The 15,457-nt window shown below is 38.6% G+C and carries 21 protein-coding genes and 3 pseudogenes; all 24 read right to left on the reverse strand.

Annotated elements, in window-relative coordinates:
- Nucleotides 1-63 precede the first annotated feature (63 nt).
- Nucleotides 64-939, reverse strand: a pseudogene (locus QNH24_RS25120) (DUF4822 domain-containing protein); the annotation flags it as partial.
- A gap of 336 nt (nt 940-1,275) precedes the next feature.
- Nucleotides 1,276-1,692 (reverse strand): annotated as a pseudogene (locus tag QNH24_RS25125) (IS3 family transposase); the annotation flags it as partial.
- Between the two features lie 153 nt (nt 1,693-1,845).
- A complete protein-coding gene (locus QNH24_RS25130; protein ID WP_283870059.1) occupies nt 1,846-2,604 on the reverse strand; it encodes a MerR family transcriptional regulator in 759 nt (252 codons plus the stop codon).
- Between the two features lie 41 nt (nt 2,605-2,645).
- Nucleotides 2,646-2,978 carry a magnetosome magnetite crystal formation protein family gene (locus QNH24_RS25135; protein ID WP_283870060.1) on the reverse strand — a complete coding sequence of 111 codons (333 nt, stop codon included), beginning with the start codon at nt 2,976-2,978 and terminating at the stop codon, nt 2,646-2,648.
- A 436-nt stretch (nt 2,979-3,414) separates the two neighbouring features.
- Nucleotides 3,415-3,807 carry a 30S ribosomal protein S9 gene (gene rpsI / locus QNH24_RS25140; protein ID WP_004233744.1) on the reverse strand — a complete coding sequence of 131 codons (393 nt, stop codon included), beginning with the start codon at nt 3,805-3,807 and terminating at the stop codon, nt 3,415-3,417.
- Between the two features lie 25 nt (nt 3,808-3,832).
- Nucleotides 3,833-4,270, reverse strand: coding sequence for a 50S ribosomal protein L13 (rplM, locus tag QNH24_RS25145; protein ID WP_004233742.1), 438 nt, complete (start codon nt 4,268-4,270; stop codon nt 3,833-3,835).
- A 178-nt stretch (nt 4,271-4,448) separates the two neighbouring features.
- Nucleotides 4,449-5,189, reverse strand: coding sequence for a tRNA pseudouridine(38-40) synthase TruA (gene truA / locus QNH24_RS25150; protein WP_283870061.1), 741 nt, complete (start codon nt 5,187-5,189; stop codon nt 4,449-4,451).
- 13 nt (nt 5,190-5,202) lie between these two features.
- A complete protein-coding gene (locus tag QNH24_RS25155) occupies nt 5,203-6,000 on the reverse strand; it encodes an energy-coupling factor transporter transmembrane component T family protein (RefSeq protein WP_054771434.1) in 798 nt (265 codons plus the stop codon).
- Nucleotides 5,997-6,869 (reverse strand): energy-coupling factor ABC transporter ATP-binding protein, encoded by an 873-nt coding sequence (locus tag QNH24_RS25160; protein ID WP_283870062.1) that lies wholly within the window; start codon nt 6,867-6,869, stop codon nt 5,997-5,999. Before QNH24_RS25160 ends, QNH24_RS25155 begins: the two co-directional genes overlap by 4 nt.
- The gene (locus QNH24_RS25165; protein WP_283870063.1) at nt 6,845-7,690 is read right to left on the reverse strand and encodes an energy-coupling factor ABC transporter ATP-binding protein; all 846 of its coding nucleotides are present in this window, start codon (nt 7,688-7,690) and stop codon (nt 6,845-6,847) included. Before QNH24_RS25165 ends, QNH24_RS25160 begins: the two co-directional genes overlap by 25 nt.
- Nucleotides 7,691-8,195: 505 nt before the next feature.
- Nucleotides 8,196-8,576 (reverse strand): 50S ribosomal protein L17, encoded by a 381-nt coding sequence (gene rplQ, locus QNH24_RS25170; protein ID WP_012296051.1) that lies wholly within the window; start codon nt 8,574-8,576, stop codon nt 8,196-8,198.
- 57 nt (nt 8,577-8,633) lie between these two features.
- On the reverse strand, nt 8,634-9,578 hold the full coding sequence (locus tag QNH24_RS25175) for a DNA-directed RNA polymerase subunit alpha (RefSeq protein ID WP_004233733.1): 945 nt from the start codon (nt 9,576-9,578) through the stop codon (nt 8,634-8,636).
- A gap of 139 nt (nt 9,579-9,717) precedes the next feature.
- A complete protein-coding gene (gene rpsK / locus QNH24_RS25180; protein ID WP_004233731.1) occupies nt 9,718-10,107 on the reverse strand; it encodes a 30S ribosomal protein S11 in 390 nt (129 codons plus the stop codon).
- A 25-nt stretch (nt 10,108-10,132) separates the two neighbouring features.
- Nucleotides 10,133-10,498, reverse strand: a complete 366-nt coding sequence (gene rpsM / locus QNH24_RS25185) for a 30S ribosomal protein S13 (protein WP_004233729.1) — start codon at nt 10,496-10,498, stop codon at nt 10,133-10,135.
- Between the two features lie 24 nt (nt 10,499-10,522).
- Entirely contained in the window at nt 10,523-10,636 is a 114-nt protein-coding gene (gene rpmJ, locus QNH24_RS25190; RefSeq protein ID WP_000868344.1) for a 50S ribosomal protein L36, read from the reverse strand.
- 37 nt (nt 10,637-10,673) lie between these two features.
- Entirely contained in the window at nt 10,674-10,892 is a 219-nt protein-coding gene (gene infA, locus QNH24_RS25195; RefSeq protein ID WP_004233690.1) for a translation initiation factor IF-1, read from the reverse strand.
- An 86-nt stretch (nt 10,893-10,978) separates the two neighbouring features.
- Nucleotides 10,979-11,047: pseudogene (locus QNH24_RS25200) on the reverse strand (hypothetical protein); the annotation flags it as partial.
- Nucleotides 11,048-11,306: 259 nt separating this feature from the next.
- A complete protein-coding gene (locus QNH24_RS25205) occupies nt 11,307-11,960 on the reverse strand; it encodes an adenylate kinase (protein WP_283870064.1) in 654 nt (217 codons plus the stop codon).
- A 70-nt stretch (nt 11,961-12,030) separates the two neighbouring features.
- Nucleotides 12,031-13,326: a preprotein translocase subunit SecY gene (secY, locus tag QNH24_RS25210; RefSeq protein WP_283870065.1), complete on the reverse strand. Its 1,296-nt coding sequence runs from the start codon at nt 13,324-13,326 to the stop codon at nt 12,031-12,033.
- The gene (gene rplO / locus QNH24_RS25215; RefSeq protein WP_054771430.1) at nt 13,326-13,766 is read right to left on the reverse strand and encodes a 50S ribosomal protein L15; all 441 of its coding nucleotides are present in this window, start codon (nt 13,764-13,766) and stop codon (nt 13,326-13,328) included. The genes secY and rplO overlap by 1 nt, the downstream gene beginning before the upstream one ends.
- Nucleotides 13,767-13,800: 34 nt before the next feature.
- Nucleotides 13,801-13,983, reverse strand: a complete 183-nt coding sequence (rpmD, locus tag QNH24_RS25220) for a 50S ribosomal protein L30 (RefSeq protein ID WP_054771429.1) — start codon at nt 13,981-13,983, stop codon at nt 13,801-13,803.
- Nucleotides 13,984-13,996: 13 nt separating this feature from the next.
- A complete protein-coding gene (gene rpsE, locus QNH24_RS25225; protein ID WP_054771428.1) occupies nt 13,997-14,500 on the reverse strand; it encodes a 30S ribosomal protein S5 in 504 nt (167 codons plus the stop codon).
- A 21-nt stretch (nt 14,501-14,521) separates the two neighbouring features.
- Nucleotides 14,522-14,881 (reverse strand): 50S ribosomal protein L18, encoded by a 360-nt coding sequence (gene rplR, locus QNH24_RS25230; protein WP_283870066.1) that lies wholly within the window; start codon nt 14,879-14,881, stop codon nt 14,522-14,524.
- A 32-nt stretch (nt 14,882-14,913) separates the two neighbouring features.
- Complete coding sequence (gene rplF, locus QNH24_RS25235) at nt 14,914-15,453, reverse strand: 50S ribosomal protein L6 (RefSeq protein ID WP_283870067.1); 540 nt, start codon at nt 15,451-15,453, stop codon at nt 14,914-14,916.
- Nucleotides 15,454-15,457: the final 4 nt, after the last annotated feature.

Consider the following 15,457-nt stretch of genomic DNA (forward strand, 5'->3'; position numbering starts at 1 on the left):
AATTATATTTCTTCACAAAAAACAGCATTAGCCCCATAAAAGACTAACGCTGTTTTTCACATTTTATTTGAATGTGAATTCAGGATTATATTCACCTTCATATGGTTCATGCTCAACAAATACAGTTCCTTCAATTCCATCTTTGTCTTTACCTATTCTTTTATACGTAAACTTCTTATCATTTAGCTCTGTTATTTCAAGTGCTACACCATATTTATTGTTGCCAATTGAAACGTGGGCTCTAATTTTATTGCTATGGATAATATCAAAGTAACCATAGTCTCCACGACTTTCTCCTGTTTCAGGGTTAAAAAATTCATATTTATTTGTGTCTGCATCATATTTTGCGATACTGATGAAGTTCGTATTAAATTCAGTTACATCATTCCCAGCTTCATCTAACACTACAGTCCCATGCCACAATGTCTCTGCTAAGATCTTATCACCGTCCACGTTTTTTACAATATCACCTGTAGTAGCATCTAAAGTTTTATCAGCATCCGTGAAAGCAAGATCCTTATCATTATAAGGAACATGCTCAACAAAAACTTCTACATCGTTGCCTTCCTTATCTTTACCCATTCTTTTATAAGTAAAAATATTGTTGTTTAACTCTGTTATTTCCACAACGGCTTGGTAATTTTTCGATTCAGAAATTAAAATTCTGCTTTGACCATCATTTGTAATAAAGAATGTTCCTTTATCATCACGGCTTTCTCCAGTAGTCGCATCAAAGAATTCATAGTGACCTGTTTCAACATTATATTTAGCAAGGCCAATAAAGTTTGCATTCTCAGCTGTTAAGTCATTATTATCTTTATCGTATACCCTTGTCCCTTGCCAGTTTGTACTACTAAGCATGTTAACCATTTCTTGTCCTTTTGTTAACTGTGTATTATTTTCGATTGCGGTACTTTCTGTTTTTACTTCTGCACTTTCTGCATCATTTTTCTTTACAGGCTCTTTATCCTGACAAGCAGCAAGGAGTGCTGTCGCTGCAACGGATACTATTAATAGCTTTTTCATATCTCTATTTACCCCCATAGTTTAGTTACCTCAACCCCTTTTTAGTTAGATGATTTTTTCTAAGTTTATTGAGGTTTGATGTTCCATTGACATTCATAGTAATATTGAATGTTAAACTCCCTCTAAATAATTCCTTAAAAAAATATAAACTTATCCCAAAAAAATTTTAATAAATTCAGCAAAGCCATCTATTTTGACAGATTCAAAATAGATGGCTTTAAGTAGATTCTTTTAAGTGAATATATTTTCATTGGCCTTCCAGCGGTAATACGACAAACGAGCTACACCTAAATGACGGCAGATTTCACCAATTGGCATGATTTCTTTTAATTCCTCTACTAGCTCTACTACAACTTTTGGGACCACTTCCTCTCCAACTCTGTACTTTTTTAACACTTCAATTTGTTGCTTTAAATAACGATTCTCTGCTTGTAACTTAACGATTTCACTTTCATATTCAGGTCCTTTGCCAAATGTATATTGTTTTCCTACAGGCTGTTCAAGACGATGTAATTCGCCGTTCCTGTACCATTTCATCCATGTTTTTAACTGAGAATGGTAACGAATATTTAGCTCCTCTAATACTTGTTTTACAGGAATTCCTTCTAATCTCATTTCAATTGCTTTCATTTTCACTTCTACTGGGTAACTCACTCTTGTCCCCATAGAAAAACACCTCCACGTTGATTTGATAAGGTACAATACCCGTTTTTCAACGAAAGGTGTTTTATTTGTCTCTTTTTTTAGGTCAGTGCAATAACTACAATAGAATTTTATTCAAAAACACTTATATTGAAGGGTAATTTTTAATAGCAATGTTCAATATTCAGGTGAGTTATTATTTTGATGACAATTTATAGCTTCTTGTAAAAATTCTAGCTCCTTTTCGGTGAAAGGGTTTGGAAATGAAATTGGTTCTGTAAAGGGAAGCTTCTCTTTAATTGAATCTAAGTTTCCTTTTGCAGTTTCATCTATTAGTTTTAGGAGTATTTCTATTGTTTCTTGCGCCTCTTTTGAAGAAGGTATAGCTTTCGTAAAAGATAATTGTTTGATTTTAGTCAAAACCCTACTCCATTTTTTGTCTAAATTAATTTCTTCCTGCTTACTAATATTAAATAAATGATCATTAAAATCGTTCTCCTTCAACCACTTTTCAGTATCTTCTTCAAATATTAATTTTTGAAGCATTGAGCAAAACACATCAACATTAATAATTTCCTCAGCTTCTGTTATTTTAATAAGATGATTTAAATCAGATATAATGTTGGCAATCTCAACTTTTTTTGCTTCAAATAACTTCTTTTGATAAGTTAAAGATTTTATTAATATTTCACCTTCAACTGTTTGTTTTTCAAGTATAGTTTTAATATCTTTTAAAGGAAGGCCTAAAAACTGTAGAGCTTTAATTTTTTGTAAAAGTCTTAAATCTTCTTGTGAGTATAATCTATGTCCTCCATCTGTATAATCACTTGGTTTCAATAAGTCTATGCTGTCATAATATCGAAGAGTTCGGATGCTAACACCAGACTTTTGTACAAATTCCCCTATAGTAAATATATCTTTATCCAATATTATCACCTCATTGAAAAGCTTTTTCGTTTAGTAATATAAGATATCTTTTATACCTTAAAATATCTTATAACTGGGTAAGAAAACTTTTTTCCCTTTAAAGTATAAATCGTGGCAATTAAAATTAATATGGTTTCCAGAATAATCAGTGAAAAGGATAGAATAGAAACCATGTTTATTATTTTAGATACAAAAGTTAATACTAATAAAATAGGAAAAAAAGTAAAATGAAGATTCATCCCTTCTTTTGCGTGATTGGCAAAATAATCATTCCTACCCTTCGTTACCAGATATACTAATATCGGTAAAATAAAGGTTAACAAAAGTGAGAATAAATGCATTAAACTTGCTAGGACCCTGTTTAATATACTTTCCTTTTTCAATAGTTTTACCTCCAGTGTCATAAATTATTAGTTACCGTTTTATTCGGTAACTAAATTCATCATAAAAGGTGACGCTACTAGAGATACAAGTATAAATTTTTATTATATTTCAAAATGGTTTTTCACCACAACTCGGGGTTGACTTAAAGATTTGATTATTTTCGATAAAATAATTCCTTATTCAAACGCAATTTTTAGGTCAGTGCAAATTGTTAGCTTACTGCCTTCAATTTTTTGTAATACGCTATCATGATAGTTAAATAATCCATTTCTGAATTAGGTCTTACCCGTGATTACCAAAGGTTAATTTCATCCTTTATCACCTAGCTGTTTTAATCAAAGGGTGTATTAAGGGGGTATTATTTTTGTTCAACATAAAAAAGCTCCTCTCAGGTAAACCTGAGAAGAGCTTGGAAACGTTGATATAACAACGATATTAACGTTTTGAGAACTGAGGTGCACGACGAGCGCCGCGTAGACCTGGTTTTTTACGTTCTTTCATGCGTGAATCACGAGTAAGTAATCCAGCAGATTTTAGTGCAGCACGGAAATCTGGGTCTACTTGAAGTAGAGCACGAGCGATACCGTGACGAACAGCACCAGCTTGACCAGTGTATCCACCACCGTTAACGTTTACGTGGATATCATAGCTTCCTGTAGTTTCAGTAGCTACTAATGGTTGTTTAATTACTTCACGTAGTGCAGCGAATGGTACGTATTCTTCGATTTCACGTTTGTTGATAACAATTTTACCTGTACCTGGTACTAAACGTACGCGAGCTACAGAGCTTTTACGGCGACCAGTGCCGATGTATTGAACTTGTGCCAAAGTAATATCCTCCTCTTAATTTATATTATCCGCGAAGCTCATATGCTTCTGGTTTTTGTGCAGCATGTGGATGCTCTGTTCCTGTGTAAACATTAAGTTTAGTGAACATTTTGCGACCTAAAGAGTTTTTAGGAAGCATACCTTTAACTGCTAATTCGATCATTCTTGTTGGGTACTTATCTAGCATTTCACCAGCAGTACGAGTTTTTAAACCACCAGCGAATTGAGTGTGGTGACGGTAAAGTTTACCTTCTAATTTGTTACCAGTTAAATGGATTTTATCAGCGTTGATGATGATTACGTGATCACCTGTGTCAACGTTTGGTGTGAATGTTGGTTTATGTTTACCACGTAAGATTGCAGCTACTTCAGAAGCTAAACGTCCAAGAGTTTGGCCTTCTGCATCAACTACTAACCATTTACGGTCTACTTCGTGACCTTTAGCCATGAATGTTGTACGCATGTATATATCCTCCTAATCGATTCGATTACCGTTATTTTTCATTAAACTACACTATAAGTTTCGGGGCTTATTTGTGGTGGTAATGAAAATACCATCTGTTATCATATAATGAATGACTTTTAAAGTCAAGCAATTTCATTAAACACCTGGTGAAGTTGTTCAGAATGATAGAACGTCTCTAATAGAACACTTTTTCTAAGTATAACCCTTGTGGGGGCGCGGTTTTTCCCGCTTTATCACGGTCTTCTGAGGCGATTACAAGTGCCACATTATCTATAGCACGTCGTCCTACACCAACCTCCCAAAGTGTACCTGCAATAATACGAACCATATTATATAAGAAGCCAGTACCTTCAATCACCATATGAAGCTCTTCCCCATGCCATTCAAATTGCAGTGTCGTTACTGTGCGTACTTTATCCTTCACACTCGTATTTGCTGCACAAAAACATGAAAAATCATGTGTTCCAATGATAGCCCTCGCCGCCTCCTGCATCGCATCTACATTGGGTTTGACGCCATTTGTCTCAACCGTGAAATGTCTACGGAACGGGCTTTGAACAGGCTCACAGGACCAAATATAGCGGTATCGCTTTCCAGTCACACTGTATCGTGCATGGAAGTCATGTACTACTTCCTCTACTGACAATACGCGAATATCTCTAGGAAGCTGTACATTCAAAGCCTTGCTATACTTGTCAGCTGGAATGGCAAGTGGTGTATCAAAATGCAATGTTTGTCCTGTTGCATGGACTCTCGCATCTGTACGGCCACTTGCGGTAACTTTTATCTTTTCCCCTTTATGCATAATGGCAAGAACACGCTCTAGCTCAGCCTGGATTGTGCGCTCTCCAGGCTGTACCTGATAGCCAGAAAAATGTGTTCCATCATAGCTAATAATTACTTTTAATCGTCGCATAAAGCTAACTCCTTTAACTTCTATAAAAGAATAGCAATACAGCTATTGCTACTAGTAACACCAAAGCAAATGTATCACCCATATCCCACTTTAGCTTACGATATCTAGTGCGTCCCTCTCCTCCACGGTAGCCTCTTACTTCCATAGCTGTTGCTAAATCCTCCGCCCGTTTAAAGGCACTAACAAAGAGAGGAACTAGCAATGGGACCACGGCCTTAATACGATCTGTTAACGGTCCTGAGGATAAATCTGAGCCACGTGCCATTTGAGCCTTCATAATTTTATCTGTCTCATCCATTAACGTGGGTATGAAGCGCAATGAAATAGACATCATCAAGGCTAACTCATGAACAGGCACTTTTAAAGCTTTTAATGGATTTAGCAGTACTTCAATGCCATCTGTAATTGAGATCGGTGACGTTGTGAGCGTTAAGATAGATGTCATAAAGACCAATACTAGAAAACGTACTGAAATAAAAATCCCTTGTCGTATTCCCTCTTCGTAGATTTTAATATACTTCCAATCAAATACCAGGGCACCTTCCCTTGTCATAAAAATATGAAGTAAGAAGGTAAAGGCCATTAAAAATAGTACTGGCTTTAAACCGTTAATTAAAAAATACAGACGTATACGCGATACAAATACAATAAGTAAGGTAAAGGCTAGAAGCATAGCATACGTCGCTGTATTGTTTGCTAAAAATACGATAATAATGAACGCGAAGACAAATAGTAGCTTTGAACGCGGATCAAGCCTATGAACAGGAGAATTTCCTGGTAGGAAGCGTCCAAATATCATTTTCTCCATCATGATTCTGCACGCTCCTCTCGTAGCATTCGAGCAACTTCAGAAGCGAGCTCCTCTTCCGTTAAACATACTTTTTGAAAAGGCTTTTTCATCATTTGCTCGATTTTTTGCTGAAAGCGTACAATACGAGGAGGCTCTAAGCGGAAATTTTTTAATGTCTCGACATCTTTAAAAATCTCTTGCGGTGTACCACTCAATACGTTTTTTCCTTCATGCATAATAACAATATTATCTGCATAACGAGCTGCGTCCTCCATACTATGCGTAACTAGTATTGTCGTAAGCCCTCGTTCCTGATGAAGATTATAAAACATATCCATAATTTCCTTTTGACCACGCGGATCAAGCCCAGCAGTTGGTTCATCTAAAACAATCACCTCTGGCTCCATGGCTAATACACCTGCAATTGCCACTCGTCTCATCTGTCCACCTGATAAATCAAAAGGTGATTTTTCAAGGACGTTCTCTGGTAGACCTACTAAGCCAACTAGTTCCTTTGCACGGGCTTCAGCCTCTTGTTCTGAGACACCGAAATTCATAGGACCAAACATAATATCCTTTAACACGGTTTCTTCAAACAGTTGATGTTCTGGAAATTGAAATACAATACCAACCTTTTGGCGAACAGCCTTTAAATCCTTCGCCTTTTTACCAGCTACAACAATACGGTCTCCTATATGTACTTCCCCAGAAGTAGGTCTTAGAAGTGCGTTAAAGTGCTGAAGTATGGTTGATTTTCCCGAGCCTGTATGCCCAATAATCGCTTGATACGTATGTGATGGGATTTCAAAATCTACATCGAATAATGCCCGTTTTTCAAAGGGTGTGCCCTGTGCATAGGCATAGCTTACTTGTTGAAGTTTGATGTCCATAAGTCATTCACCAACTCTTCTTCTGTCATATGTTGTCCCATTAATGGAACACCTTCCTTTTGCAGTAACTTTGATAGCTTCATGGCAAATGGTAAGTCAAGCCCTAGCTCAACTAGCTTGTCCCCAAGTGCAAATATTTCTACAGGTGTACCCTCAGCAAATTTCTTACCATCGTTCATGAAAAGGATACGATCCGCAAGCATCGCCTCTTCTAAATCATGTGTAATGGATAGTACTGTTAATCCTGTTTCAGCACGTAAAGTTTGAACTGTCTGTAATACTTCACTACGTCCCTGTGGATCTAGCATAGACGTAGCTTCATCGAGGATAAGAAGCTTTGGCTTTAACGCAAGTGCACCTGCGATGGCAACACGCTGCTTTTGCCCACCCGATAAGTGATGAGGCTCATGATCTAAGAATTCACTCATTTTCACTTGCTCTAGTGCTGCATGTACACGTTTCACCATTTCTTCAAATGGTACACCGTTATTTTCAAGAGCAAAGGCTACATCATCCTGCACAGTCGCTCCGACAAATTGATTATCAGGATTTTGAAAAACCATCCCCATCTGCGAACGGCTCTCCCAAAGATTCTCTTCTGTTAATACTTCGCGTAATATACGTACATCGCCCTGTTGTGGATATAACAATCCATTCATTAGCTTTGCAATCGTAGATTTACCAGAACCGTTATGGCCCACGATAGCAATCCATTCACCCTCCTGCACTGCAAAGCTTACATTCTCCACAGCATTACGGCTTTCATTATCTTCCGGTGTATATGAAAATGTTACATTATTTAACGATAGAATTTCAGGCATTTCTAGAACTCCTCTCTACATGCTCAGCTCTACTAACTAACTTACACTGTTTTATGTATGATTTCTACTACAATCATTATGTCGATAAAAGAAAAGTGATAAAAACATTGTAGTAATTCCTATCCAACTCTTTTACATTGAGCAAAACATCCAAGATTTTAAGGCCCTCTAATATGGATTGTTCACGTCATGTTAATGAATGTATTTGATATAAAAAGCAAATTCCCAAGCCCATATATTAAAAAAAGCACCACAATTTGGCGCTGTCTTACATAATAAAAAAGCGCGCACCTCATTCAATAGAAATGCGCTAGTCGTTACATTTACAAGAAACATGGGTGCTCAAATCCTTGTTTCCTTGAATGAGGTGCGGAGAGCTAAACGAGACGCCACACCTAAGTGCCCGCTCATCATAACGCTCAGCTTAATTATTTGTCGTATAAATCATTTATAAAGAAAGAGGGTGGTGATTCCCACCCTCTTCACCACAAGTTTTCTCTTATGATTAAACTAGTTCAATCACAACTACAGGTGCACCGTCACCACGACGAGGACCTACTTTAAGAATACGAGTGTAACCACCTTGACGTTCTGCATAACGTGGCGCAACATCATCAAATAACTTTTGAAGTGCAAATGAAGTTGTTTCGTTACCTTCTGCATCAGTAGTTGTTACTAGTTCACGACGGATGAATGCAGCAGCTTGACGGCGTGCGTGTAAATCACCGCGTTTACCTAAAGTAATCATTTTTTCAACAGCTTTACGTACTTCTTTAGCGCGAGCCTCAGTAGTTTCGATACGCTCGTTGATGATTAAATCAGTAGCTAAGTCACGTAACATCGCTTTACGTTGAGAACTTGTACGACCAAGTTTTCTGTAACCCATGGATGTTTCCCTCCCTTATAAAAAAATATCTGATCTTGTAAGTTTTGTTTAAATCGCTTAGTCTTCTTTGCGTAATCCTAAACCAAGCTCTTCTAACTTCGCTTTTACTTCTTCTAGTGACTTACGTCCAAGGTTACGAACCTTCATCATATCGTCTTCTGACTTGTTTGCAAGCTCAAGTACTGTATTAATACCAGCGCGTTTCAAGCAGTTATAAGAACGAACAGAAAGATCAAGTTCTTCGATAGTCATCTCTAAAACTTTTTCTTTTTGATCCTCTTCTTTTTCGACCATGATTTCAGCAGTTTGTGCCTCATCAGTCATGCCAACGAAGATGTTAAGATGCTCGGTTAAAATTTTTGCTCCGAGCGAAATCGCCTCTTTCGGACCGATGCTACCATCTGTCCACACATCAAGAGAAAGTTTATCGTAGTCAGAAGACTGACCTACACGAGTATTTTCCACTTGGAAATTGACGCGTGATACTGGAGTGTAAATAGAGTCGATCGGGATCACGCCGATAGGAAGATCCTCACGTTTGTTTTGATCAGCAGGAGTGTAACCACGGCCGCGTTGAGCGTACATACGCATACGTAAATGACCGTTTTTAGCGATTGTTGCAATATATAGATCTGGGTTTAAAATTTCTACGTCACTGTCATGTGTAATGTCAGCAGCCGTAACTGTACCATCGCCTTTTACATCAATCTCAATAACTTTTTCTTCGTCAGAGTAGATTTTAAGAGCAAGTTTTTTCACGTTCAAAATAATTGAAGCTACATCCTCTACCACGCCTTCTACTGTTGAGAATTCGTGAAGAACACCGTCAATTTGAATTGAAGTGACAGCAGCTCCTGGTAATGAAGACAGAAGGATACGACGTAAAGAATTACCCAAAGTGTTTCCATATCCGCGTTCAAGCGGTTCTACAACAAACTTTCCATATTTGGAATCTTCGCTGATCTCCACCGTTTCAATCTTTGGTTTTTCAATTTCGATCATTTCATTTACCCTCCTTCAAAACATCGAATGTATAGGTTCTTTCCATCATAGATTCGATCGTCAATGACGTATCGTTTATTATCTGCACAAGACAGTCTGTACAAAAAATGATGTTCTCATACAATATGAGACGCACCCATTACACGCGACGACGTTTTGGCGGACGGCAACCATTGTGAGGAACTGGAGTAACGTCTTTAATAGCAGTTACTTCTAACCCAGCAGCTTGAAGTGCACGAATTGCAGCTTCACGACCTGCACCAGGACCTTTAACAGTTACTTCCAACGTTTTCAGACCATGTTCAAGGGATGTTTTAGCAGCAGTTTCTGCAGCCATTTGAGCAGCGAATGGTGTAGATTTACGTGAACCACGGAAACCAAGAGCACCAGCACTTGACCAAGATACAGCGTTACCTTGCATATCTGTAATCGTTACAATTGTATTGTTAAATGTAGAACGAATGTGTGCAATACCAGATTCGATATTCTTTTTCACACGACGTTTACGAGTTTGTTGTTTACGAGCCATGTTAAGAAGGAACCTCCTTTACCAATTATTTTTTCTTGTTCGCAACTGTTTTACGAGGACCTTTACGCGTACGCGCATTGTTCTTCGTATTTTGACCACGAACAGGTAAACCACGACGGTGACGGATACCACGGAATGAACCGATTTCCATCAGACGTTTAATATTTAATGAAGTTTCGCGACGTAAGTCACCTTCAAGTTTGTATGAATCTAATTGTTCACGGATTTTGTTTAACTCATCTTCAGTTAAGTCGCGTACGCGTGTATCTTCTGAAATGCCTGCGTCAGCTAATACTTTCTGAGCTGTAGTTTTACCAATACCGAAAATGTACGTTAATGAAATTACCACGCGTTTGTCGCGAGGAATGTCAACACCAGCAATACGTGCCATGTACGTTGTGCACCTCCTTCAGAATTATCCTTGTTTTTGTTTGTGTTTAGGATTTTCACAGATTACCATTACTTTACCGCGTCGGCGAATTACTTTACATTTTTCGCAGATCGGTTTCACAGATGGTCTCACTTTCATCTAACCTAACCTCCTTAGTAGTCCGGAGCGCAAAAGATTATTTAAAACGGTATGTGATACGACCGCGAGTTAAATCATAAGGAGATAACTCGATAGTAACCTTATCTCCAGGTAGAATGCGGATAAAGTGCATACGAATCTTACCAGATACGTGTGCTAGAATCACATGTCCATTTTCTAATTCTACCTTAAACATCGCGTTTGGCAAAGTCTCAACAACTGTTCCTTCGACTTCAATTACATCATCTTTCGCCATCTACTCTGTCTCCTCTCTATATGCAAATTAAAGTTCTCATCGTTACATCAAACGGATATCTGCTGCAACCATCGAAGCAACCTCGTTTCAACATATGTTTGGATTGTATGAGAGATGTTTGAAAGACGCTCGTCTGGTTTCGCTTCACACAATCCACGGAATCTACAGGACCAGCAAAGGGCACTGAATCTCCCATGTTTACACGAATACCGGAATGTCTTGGATGAGATATTCATACCCGTTACACAGATGCTTCCACGAAACCCATTATACTCCTTTAAAAATAATGTTGCACTTTTTAAAAGAAATATATACCGGGCACAATATGCTTTTGCAACTCTCAAAAAAATTATGTTTCGTTGTTGCTTCCGCATGCCTCCCGCGGAAGCAGTATTCTGCGCCCGGAGCCGGGTATCAGCTGCGGCTGCCCTGTAATAGAGCATCAAGATCAGCAAACACTTTGTTAATATCTTGCTGCCCATCTATATTAGTTAACACACCTTTAGCTTCATAGAAATCAAGTAAAGGCTGTGCTTGTTTCATATTTACGTCCAGACGGTTTGCAACCGTTTCAGGATTATCATCCGCACGTGTATAAAGCTCGCCACCATCTTTATCACATTTTCCTTCCTCAGCAGGAGGATTGAAAATTAAATGATAGGATGTACCGCAAGTTTTACAAATACGACGACCTGATAGACGAGCAATTAACTCATCTCTTTCAACTTGAATGTTAAGCGTATGTTCAATTGCCTTGCCTAGATCAGCAAGAATGCTATCTAAAGCTTCAGCTTGTGGAACAGTACGAGGGAACCCATCTAATAAGAAGCCCTTTTCACAATCAGGCTTAGCAAGTCGCTCACGAACAATACCAATCGTTACTTCGTCTGGAACTAAAGCTCCTTGATTCATAAACGATTTAGCCTGTAAGCCTAGTTCTGTGCCTTCTTTAATAGCAGCACGGAACATATCGCCTGTAGAAATATGAGGAATCGCGTACTTCTCAACAATCTTATCTGCCTGTGTACCTTTACCAGCACCTGGCAGACCCATTAAAACGATATTCATAAGGAAATATTCCTCCCACAAAAGGTTTGCTGATTTCAGGAAACGATGAAACGTTCCCCAAAAACCAACATTATTTCATAAAGCCTTTGTAGTGACGTTTAACAAGTTGAGACTCTAGCTGTTTCATCGTTTCGAGCGCTACGCCGACTACGATAATAATACTTGTACCACCGATCTGCACAGTGGCAGGTAGATTCATAAAGTTCATGAATAAAATCGGCATTACAGAAAGAACAGTTAAGAAAATCGCACCGACAAATGTCAGACGATATAACACGCTTGTTAAATACGTTTGCGTACTTTCTCCAGGACGAATACCTGGAATGTAAGCACCTTGCTTTTTCAAGTTATCAGCCACATTTTCTGGATTCACTTGTACGAATGCATAGAAATATGTGAATGCGATAATTAAAACAATATAAACAATCATTCCAACAGGTTTTTCATAATTGAATATGTTTTCAATGAATGTTGTCACATCATTTTTACCAAAGAACGGAACTAACATACGAGGTGTCATCAAGAACGCTGATGCAAAGATTACCGGAATAACCCCTGCGGCATTTACTTTTAATGGTAAATGCGTTTGTTGACCACCAGTTTGCTGGTTACGTCCAGTAACTCGTTTTGCATACTGTATTGGAATTTTACGTAGTGCTTGTTGCACGTAGATAACTCCAACAACAACTGCAAGCATAATTAAAATAAGTAAGCCTAGGATAACCAGGTTGATAAATAGCTTATCACCAGCACCCTCGATTTGTTGTGCATAAACTTGGTTGATACTTGTAGGTAATGCCGCAACTATACCTGCGAAAATTACAATCGAAATACCATTACCAACACCATGCGCAGTAATTTGTTCAGCAAGCCAAACTAGGAATGCTGTACCCGCTGTTAATACAATACAAATTGTAACATACGTTAAAATTCCTTCTTCCTTAATCAATGATCCGCCATACATTTTATTAAAACCAAATGACATCGCGAATGACTGAATAAAAGCAAGAATGATTGTAAAGTAGCGAGTGAATTGAGCAAGTTTACGTCGTCCGACTTCACCTTGCTTTGCCCATTCAGCAAATTTCGGTACTACGTCCATTTGCAATAACTGAACAATGATTGAAGCAGTGATGTATGGATAAATCCCCATAGCGAAGATGGAGAAGTTTTTCAGTGCACCACCGCCAAAAGTATTCAGGAAACCAACGAGATTCAACTCATCAGTTACCTTTAATACATTAGCATCAACGTTTGGTACTGGCACAAACGTACCAATACGGAAAACGATTAACAATAAAAGGGTGAAAATGATTTTATTTCGTATATCTCGAACACGCATAAAGTTAGAGATTGTCTGAAACATTAAATCACCTCAGTAGTTCCGCCGGCATTCTCGATTGCTTCTTTTGCTGAAGCTGAGAATTTATGAGCTTTTACAGTAAGCTTTTTGTTTAGAGTTCCGTTGCCAAGAACTTTAATTCCAGCTTTTTCATTGCTCACAAGACCAGTTTCAAGTAATAATGCAGTAGTTACCTCTGCACCGTCTTCGAAACGGTTTAAAGTGTCAAGGTTAACGATTGCGTATTCTTTACGGTTAATGTTCGTAAAGCCACGTTTTGGTAAACGGCGGAATAATGGGTTTTGACCGCCCTCGAAGCCTGGGCGTACACCGCCACCAGAACGAGCGTTTTGACCTTTATGACCTTTACCTGCTGTTTTACCGTTACCAGAACCGATACCACGACCAACGCGGTTGCGTTGCTTACGAGAACCTTCTGCTGGTTTTAACTCATGCAGTTTCATAGTGGGTGGCACCTCCTTGTTCAATAATTGGAAATTAAATTTCTTTTACAGTAACTAAGTGAGCTACTTTATCTAACATACCGCGAGTTGCTGCATTATCAGCTTTCTCAACAGTTTGATGTAATTTACGTAAACCTAGAGCTTCGATTGTCTTACGTTGCGCCGGTTTAGTACCAATCACAGATTTTGTAAGGGTGATTTCTAATTTGTTAGCCATTATCTTTCCCCCCTTATCCTAATATTTCTTCCACTGATTTACCACGTAATTTAGCTACGTCCTCTACGCGTTTTAATTCAGTTAAACCTTGAACAGTTGCACGCACCATGTTGATTGGTGTGTTTGATCCAAGTGATTTTGAAAGAATATCAGTAATACCAGCAAGCTCAAGTACGGCACGTACTGGGCCACCAGCGATAACTCCTGTACCAGGAGCAGCAGGTTTGATTAGGATTTCTCCTGCACCAAAGCGACCTTGCACTAAGTGTGGAGTTGTTCCACCTACGCGTGGCACTTCGATTAAGTTTTTCTTCGCATCTTCAACAGCTTTGCGGATAGCATCTGGCACCTCTTGAGCTTTACCAGTACCGAAACCTACATGACCGTTTCTATCGCCAACTACAACTAATGCTGTGAAGCGGAAGCGACGTCCACCTTTAACAACTTTAGCAACACGGTTAATAGTAACTACGCGTTCTTCAAGTTCTCCAAGTTTGTTTGCGTCAATACGACTCATGAAATGTGTCCCTCCTTCTTATTAAAATTCTAAACCGTTCTCACGTGCAGCTTCAGCTAAAGCTTTAACGCGTCCATGATATAAGTAACCACCACGGTCAAATACTACAGCAGTAATATTTTTTTCCGTAGCGCGTTTTGCGATTGTTTCACCGACTTTAGTTGCAGCATCAACATTGTTACCAGCACCTTCGAAAGCATTTTCTTGAGAAGATGCGCTAACAATTGTTACGCCTGCTACGTCATCGATAAGTTGCGCGTAAATGTTCTTGTTAGAACGGAATACGTTTAAGCGTGGACGCTCAGCAGTACCCGAAATTTTAGAACGTACACGTGCATGACGTTTTTTACGAACCTGATTTTTATCTTGTTTCGTAATCACAAGGGTCACTCCTTTCTAATGCTTAGGCAGCATTATTTACCTGTTTTACCTTCTTTACGACGAACATATTCGCCTTCATAACGGATACCTTTACCTTTGTAAGGCTCTGGTGGACGCACGTCACGGATGTTAGATGCAAGAGCACCAACGCGTTCTTTGCTGATACCTTTAACGATGATTTTAGTGTTAGAAGGAACTTCAATTTCTAGACCATCTTCAGGTGTGAACTCAACTGGATGTGAATAACCTACGTTAAGTACAAGTTTTTTACCTTGTAATTGCGCACGGTAACCAACACCGATAAGCTCTAAAGATTTTTCGAAACCAGCAGAAACACCAGTAACCATGTTCGCTAGAAGCGCACGAGTAGTACCGTGGTTTGTGCGGTGTTCTTTTGAATCAGAAGGACGAGATACTGCGATTACGTTACCTTCTTGCTCAATTTTCATATCTTGGTGGAAAGAACGAACAAGTTCGCCTTTAGGACCTTTAACAGTAACATTGTTGTCAGCTGCAACAGTAACAGTTACGTTAGCTGGTACCTCGATAATTTTTTTACCTACACGAGACATTTAG

This window comes from Lysinibacillus pakistanensis (genome assembly GCF_030123245.1).
Classification (GTDB): Bacteria; Bacillota; Bacilli; order Bacillales_A; family Planococcaceae; genus Lysinibacillus; species Lysinibacillus pakistanensis.

What these genes read in the sequence shown, in the direction of transcription:
- rplM (WP_004233742.1), bottom strand. Translation starts at nt 4,270, where the DNA reads ATGCGTACAACATTCATGGCTAAAGGTCACGAAGTAGACCGTAAATGG.
- truA (WP_283870061.1), bottom strand. Translation starts at nt 5,189, where the DNA reads ATGCGACGATTAAAAGTAATTATTAGCTATGATGGAACACATTTTTCT.
- QNH24_RS25155 (WP_054771434.1), bottom strand. Translation starts at nt 6,000, where the DNA reads ATGATGGAGAAAATGATATTTGGACGCTTCCTACCAGGAAATTCTCCT.
- QNH24_RS25160 (WP_283870062.1), bottom strand. Translation starts at nt 6,869, where the DNA reads ATGGACATCAAACTTCAACAAGTAAGCTATGCCTATGCACAGGGCACA.
- QNH24_RS25165 (WP_283870063.1), bottom strand. Translation starts at nt 7,690, where the DNA reads ATGCCTGAAATTCTATCGTTAAATAATGTAACATTTTCATATACACCG.
- rplQ (WP_012296051.1), bottom strand. Translation starts at nt 8,576, where the DNA reads ATGGGTTACAGAAAACTTGGTCGTACAAGTTCTCAACGTAAAGCGATG.
- QNH24_RS25175 (WP_004233733.1), bottom strand. Translation starts at nt 9,578, where the DNA reads ATGATCGAAATTGAAAAACCAAAGATTGAAACGGTGGAGATCAGCGAA.
- rpsK (WP_004233731.1), bottom strand. Translation starts at nt 10,107, where the DNA reads ATGGCTCGTAAACAACAAACTCGTAAACGTCGTGTGAAAAAGAATATC.
- rpsM (WP_004233729.1), bottom strand. Translation starts at nt 10,498, where the DNA reads ATGGCACGTATTGCTGGTGTTGACATTCCTCGCGACAAACGCGTGGTA.
- rpmJ (WP_000868344.1), bottom strand. Translation starts at nt 10,636, where the DNA reads ATGAAAGTGAGACCATCTGTGAAACCGATCTGCGAAAAATGTAAAGTA.
- infA (WP_004233690.1), bottom strand. Translation starts at nt 10,892, where the DNA reads ATGGCGAAAGATGATGTAATTGAAGTCGAAGGAACAGTTGTTGAGACT.
- QNH24_RS25205 (WP_283870064.1), bottom strand. Translation starts at nt 11,960, where the DNA reads ATGAATATCGTTTTAATGGGTCTGCCAGGTGCTGGTAAAGGTACACAG.
- secY (WP_283870065.1), bottom strand. Translation starts at nt 13,326, where the DNA reads ATGTTTCAGACAATCTCTAACTTTATGCGTGTTCGAGATATACGAAAT.
- rplO (WP_054771430.1), bottom strand. Translation starts at nt 13,766, where the DNA reads ATGAAACTGCATGAGTTAAAACCAGCAGAAGGTTCTCGTAAGCAACGC.
- rpmD (WP_054771429.1), bottom strand. Translation starts at nt 13,983, where the DNA reads ATGGCTAACAAATTAGAAATCACCCTTACAAAATCTGTGATTGGTACT.
- rpsE (WP_054771428.1), bottom strand. Translation starts at nt 14,500, where the DNA reads ATGAGTCGTATTGACGCAAACAAACTTGGAGAACTTGAAGAACGCGTA.
- rplF (WP_283870067.1), bottom strand. Translation starts at nt 15,453, where the DNA reads ATGTCTCGTGTAGGTAAAAAAATTATCGAGGTACCAGCTAACGTAACT.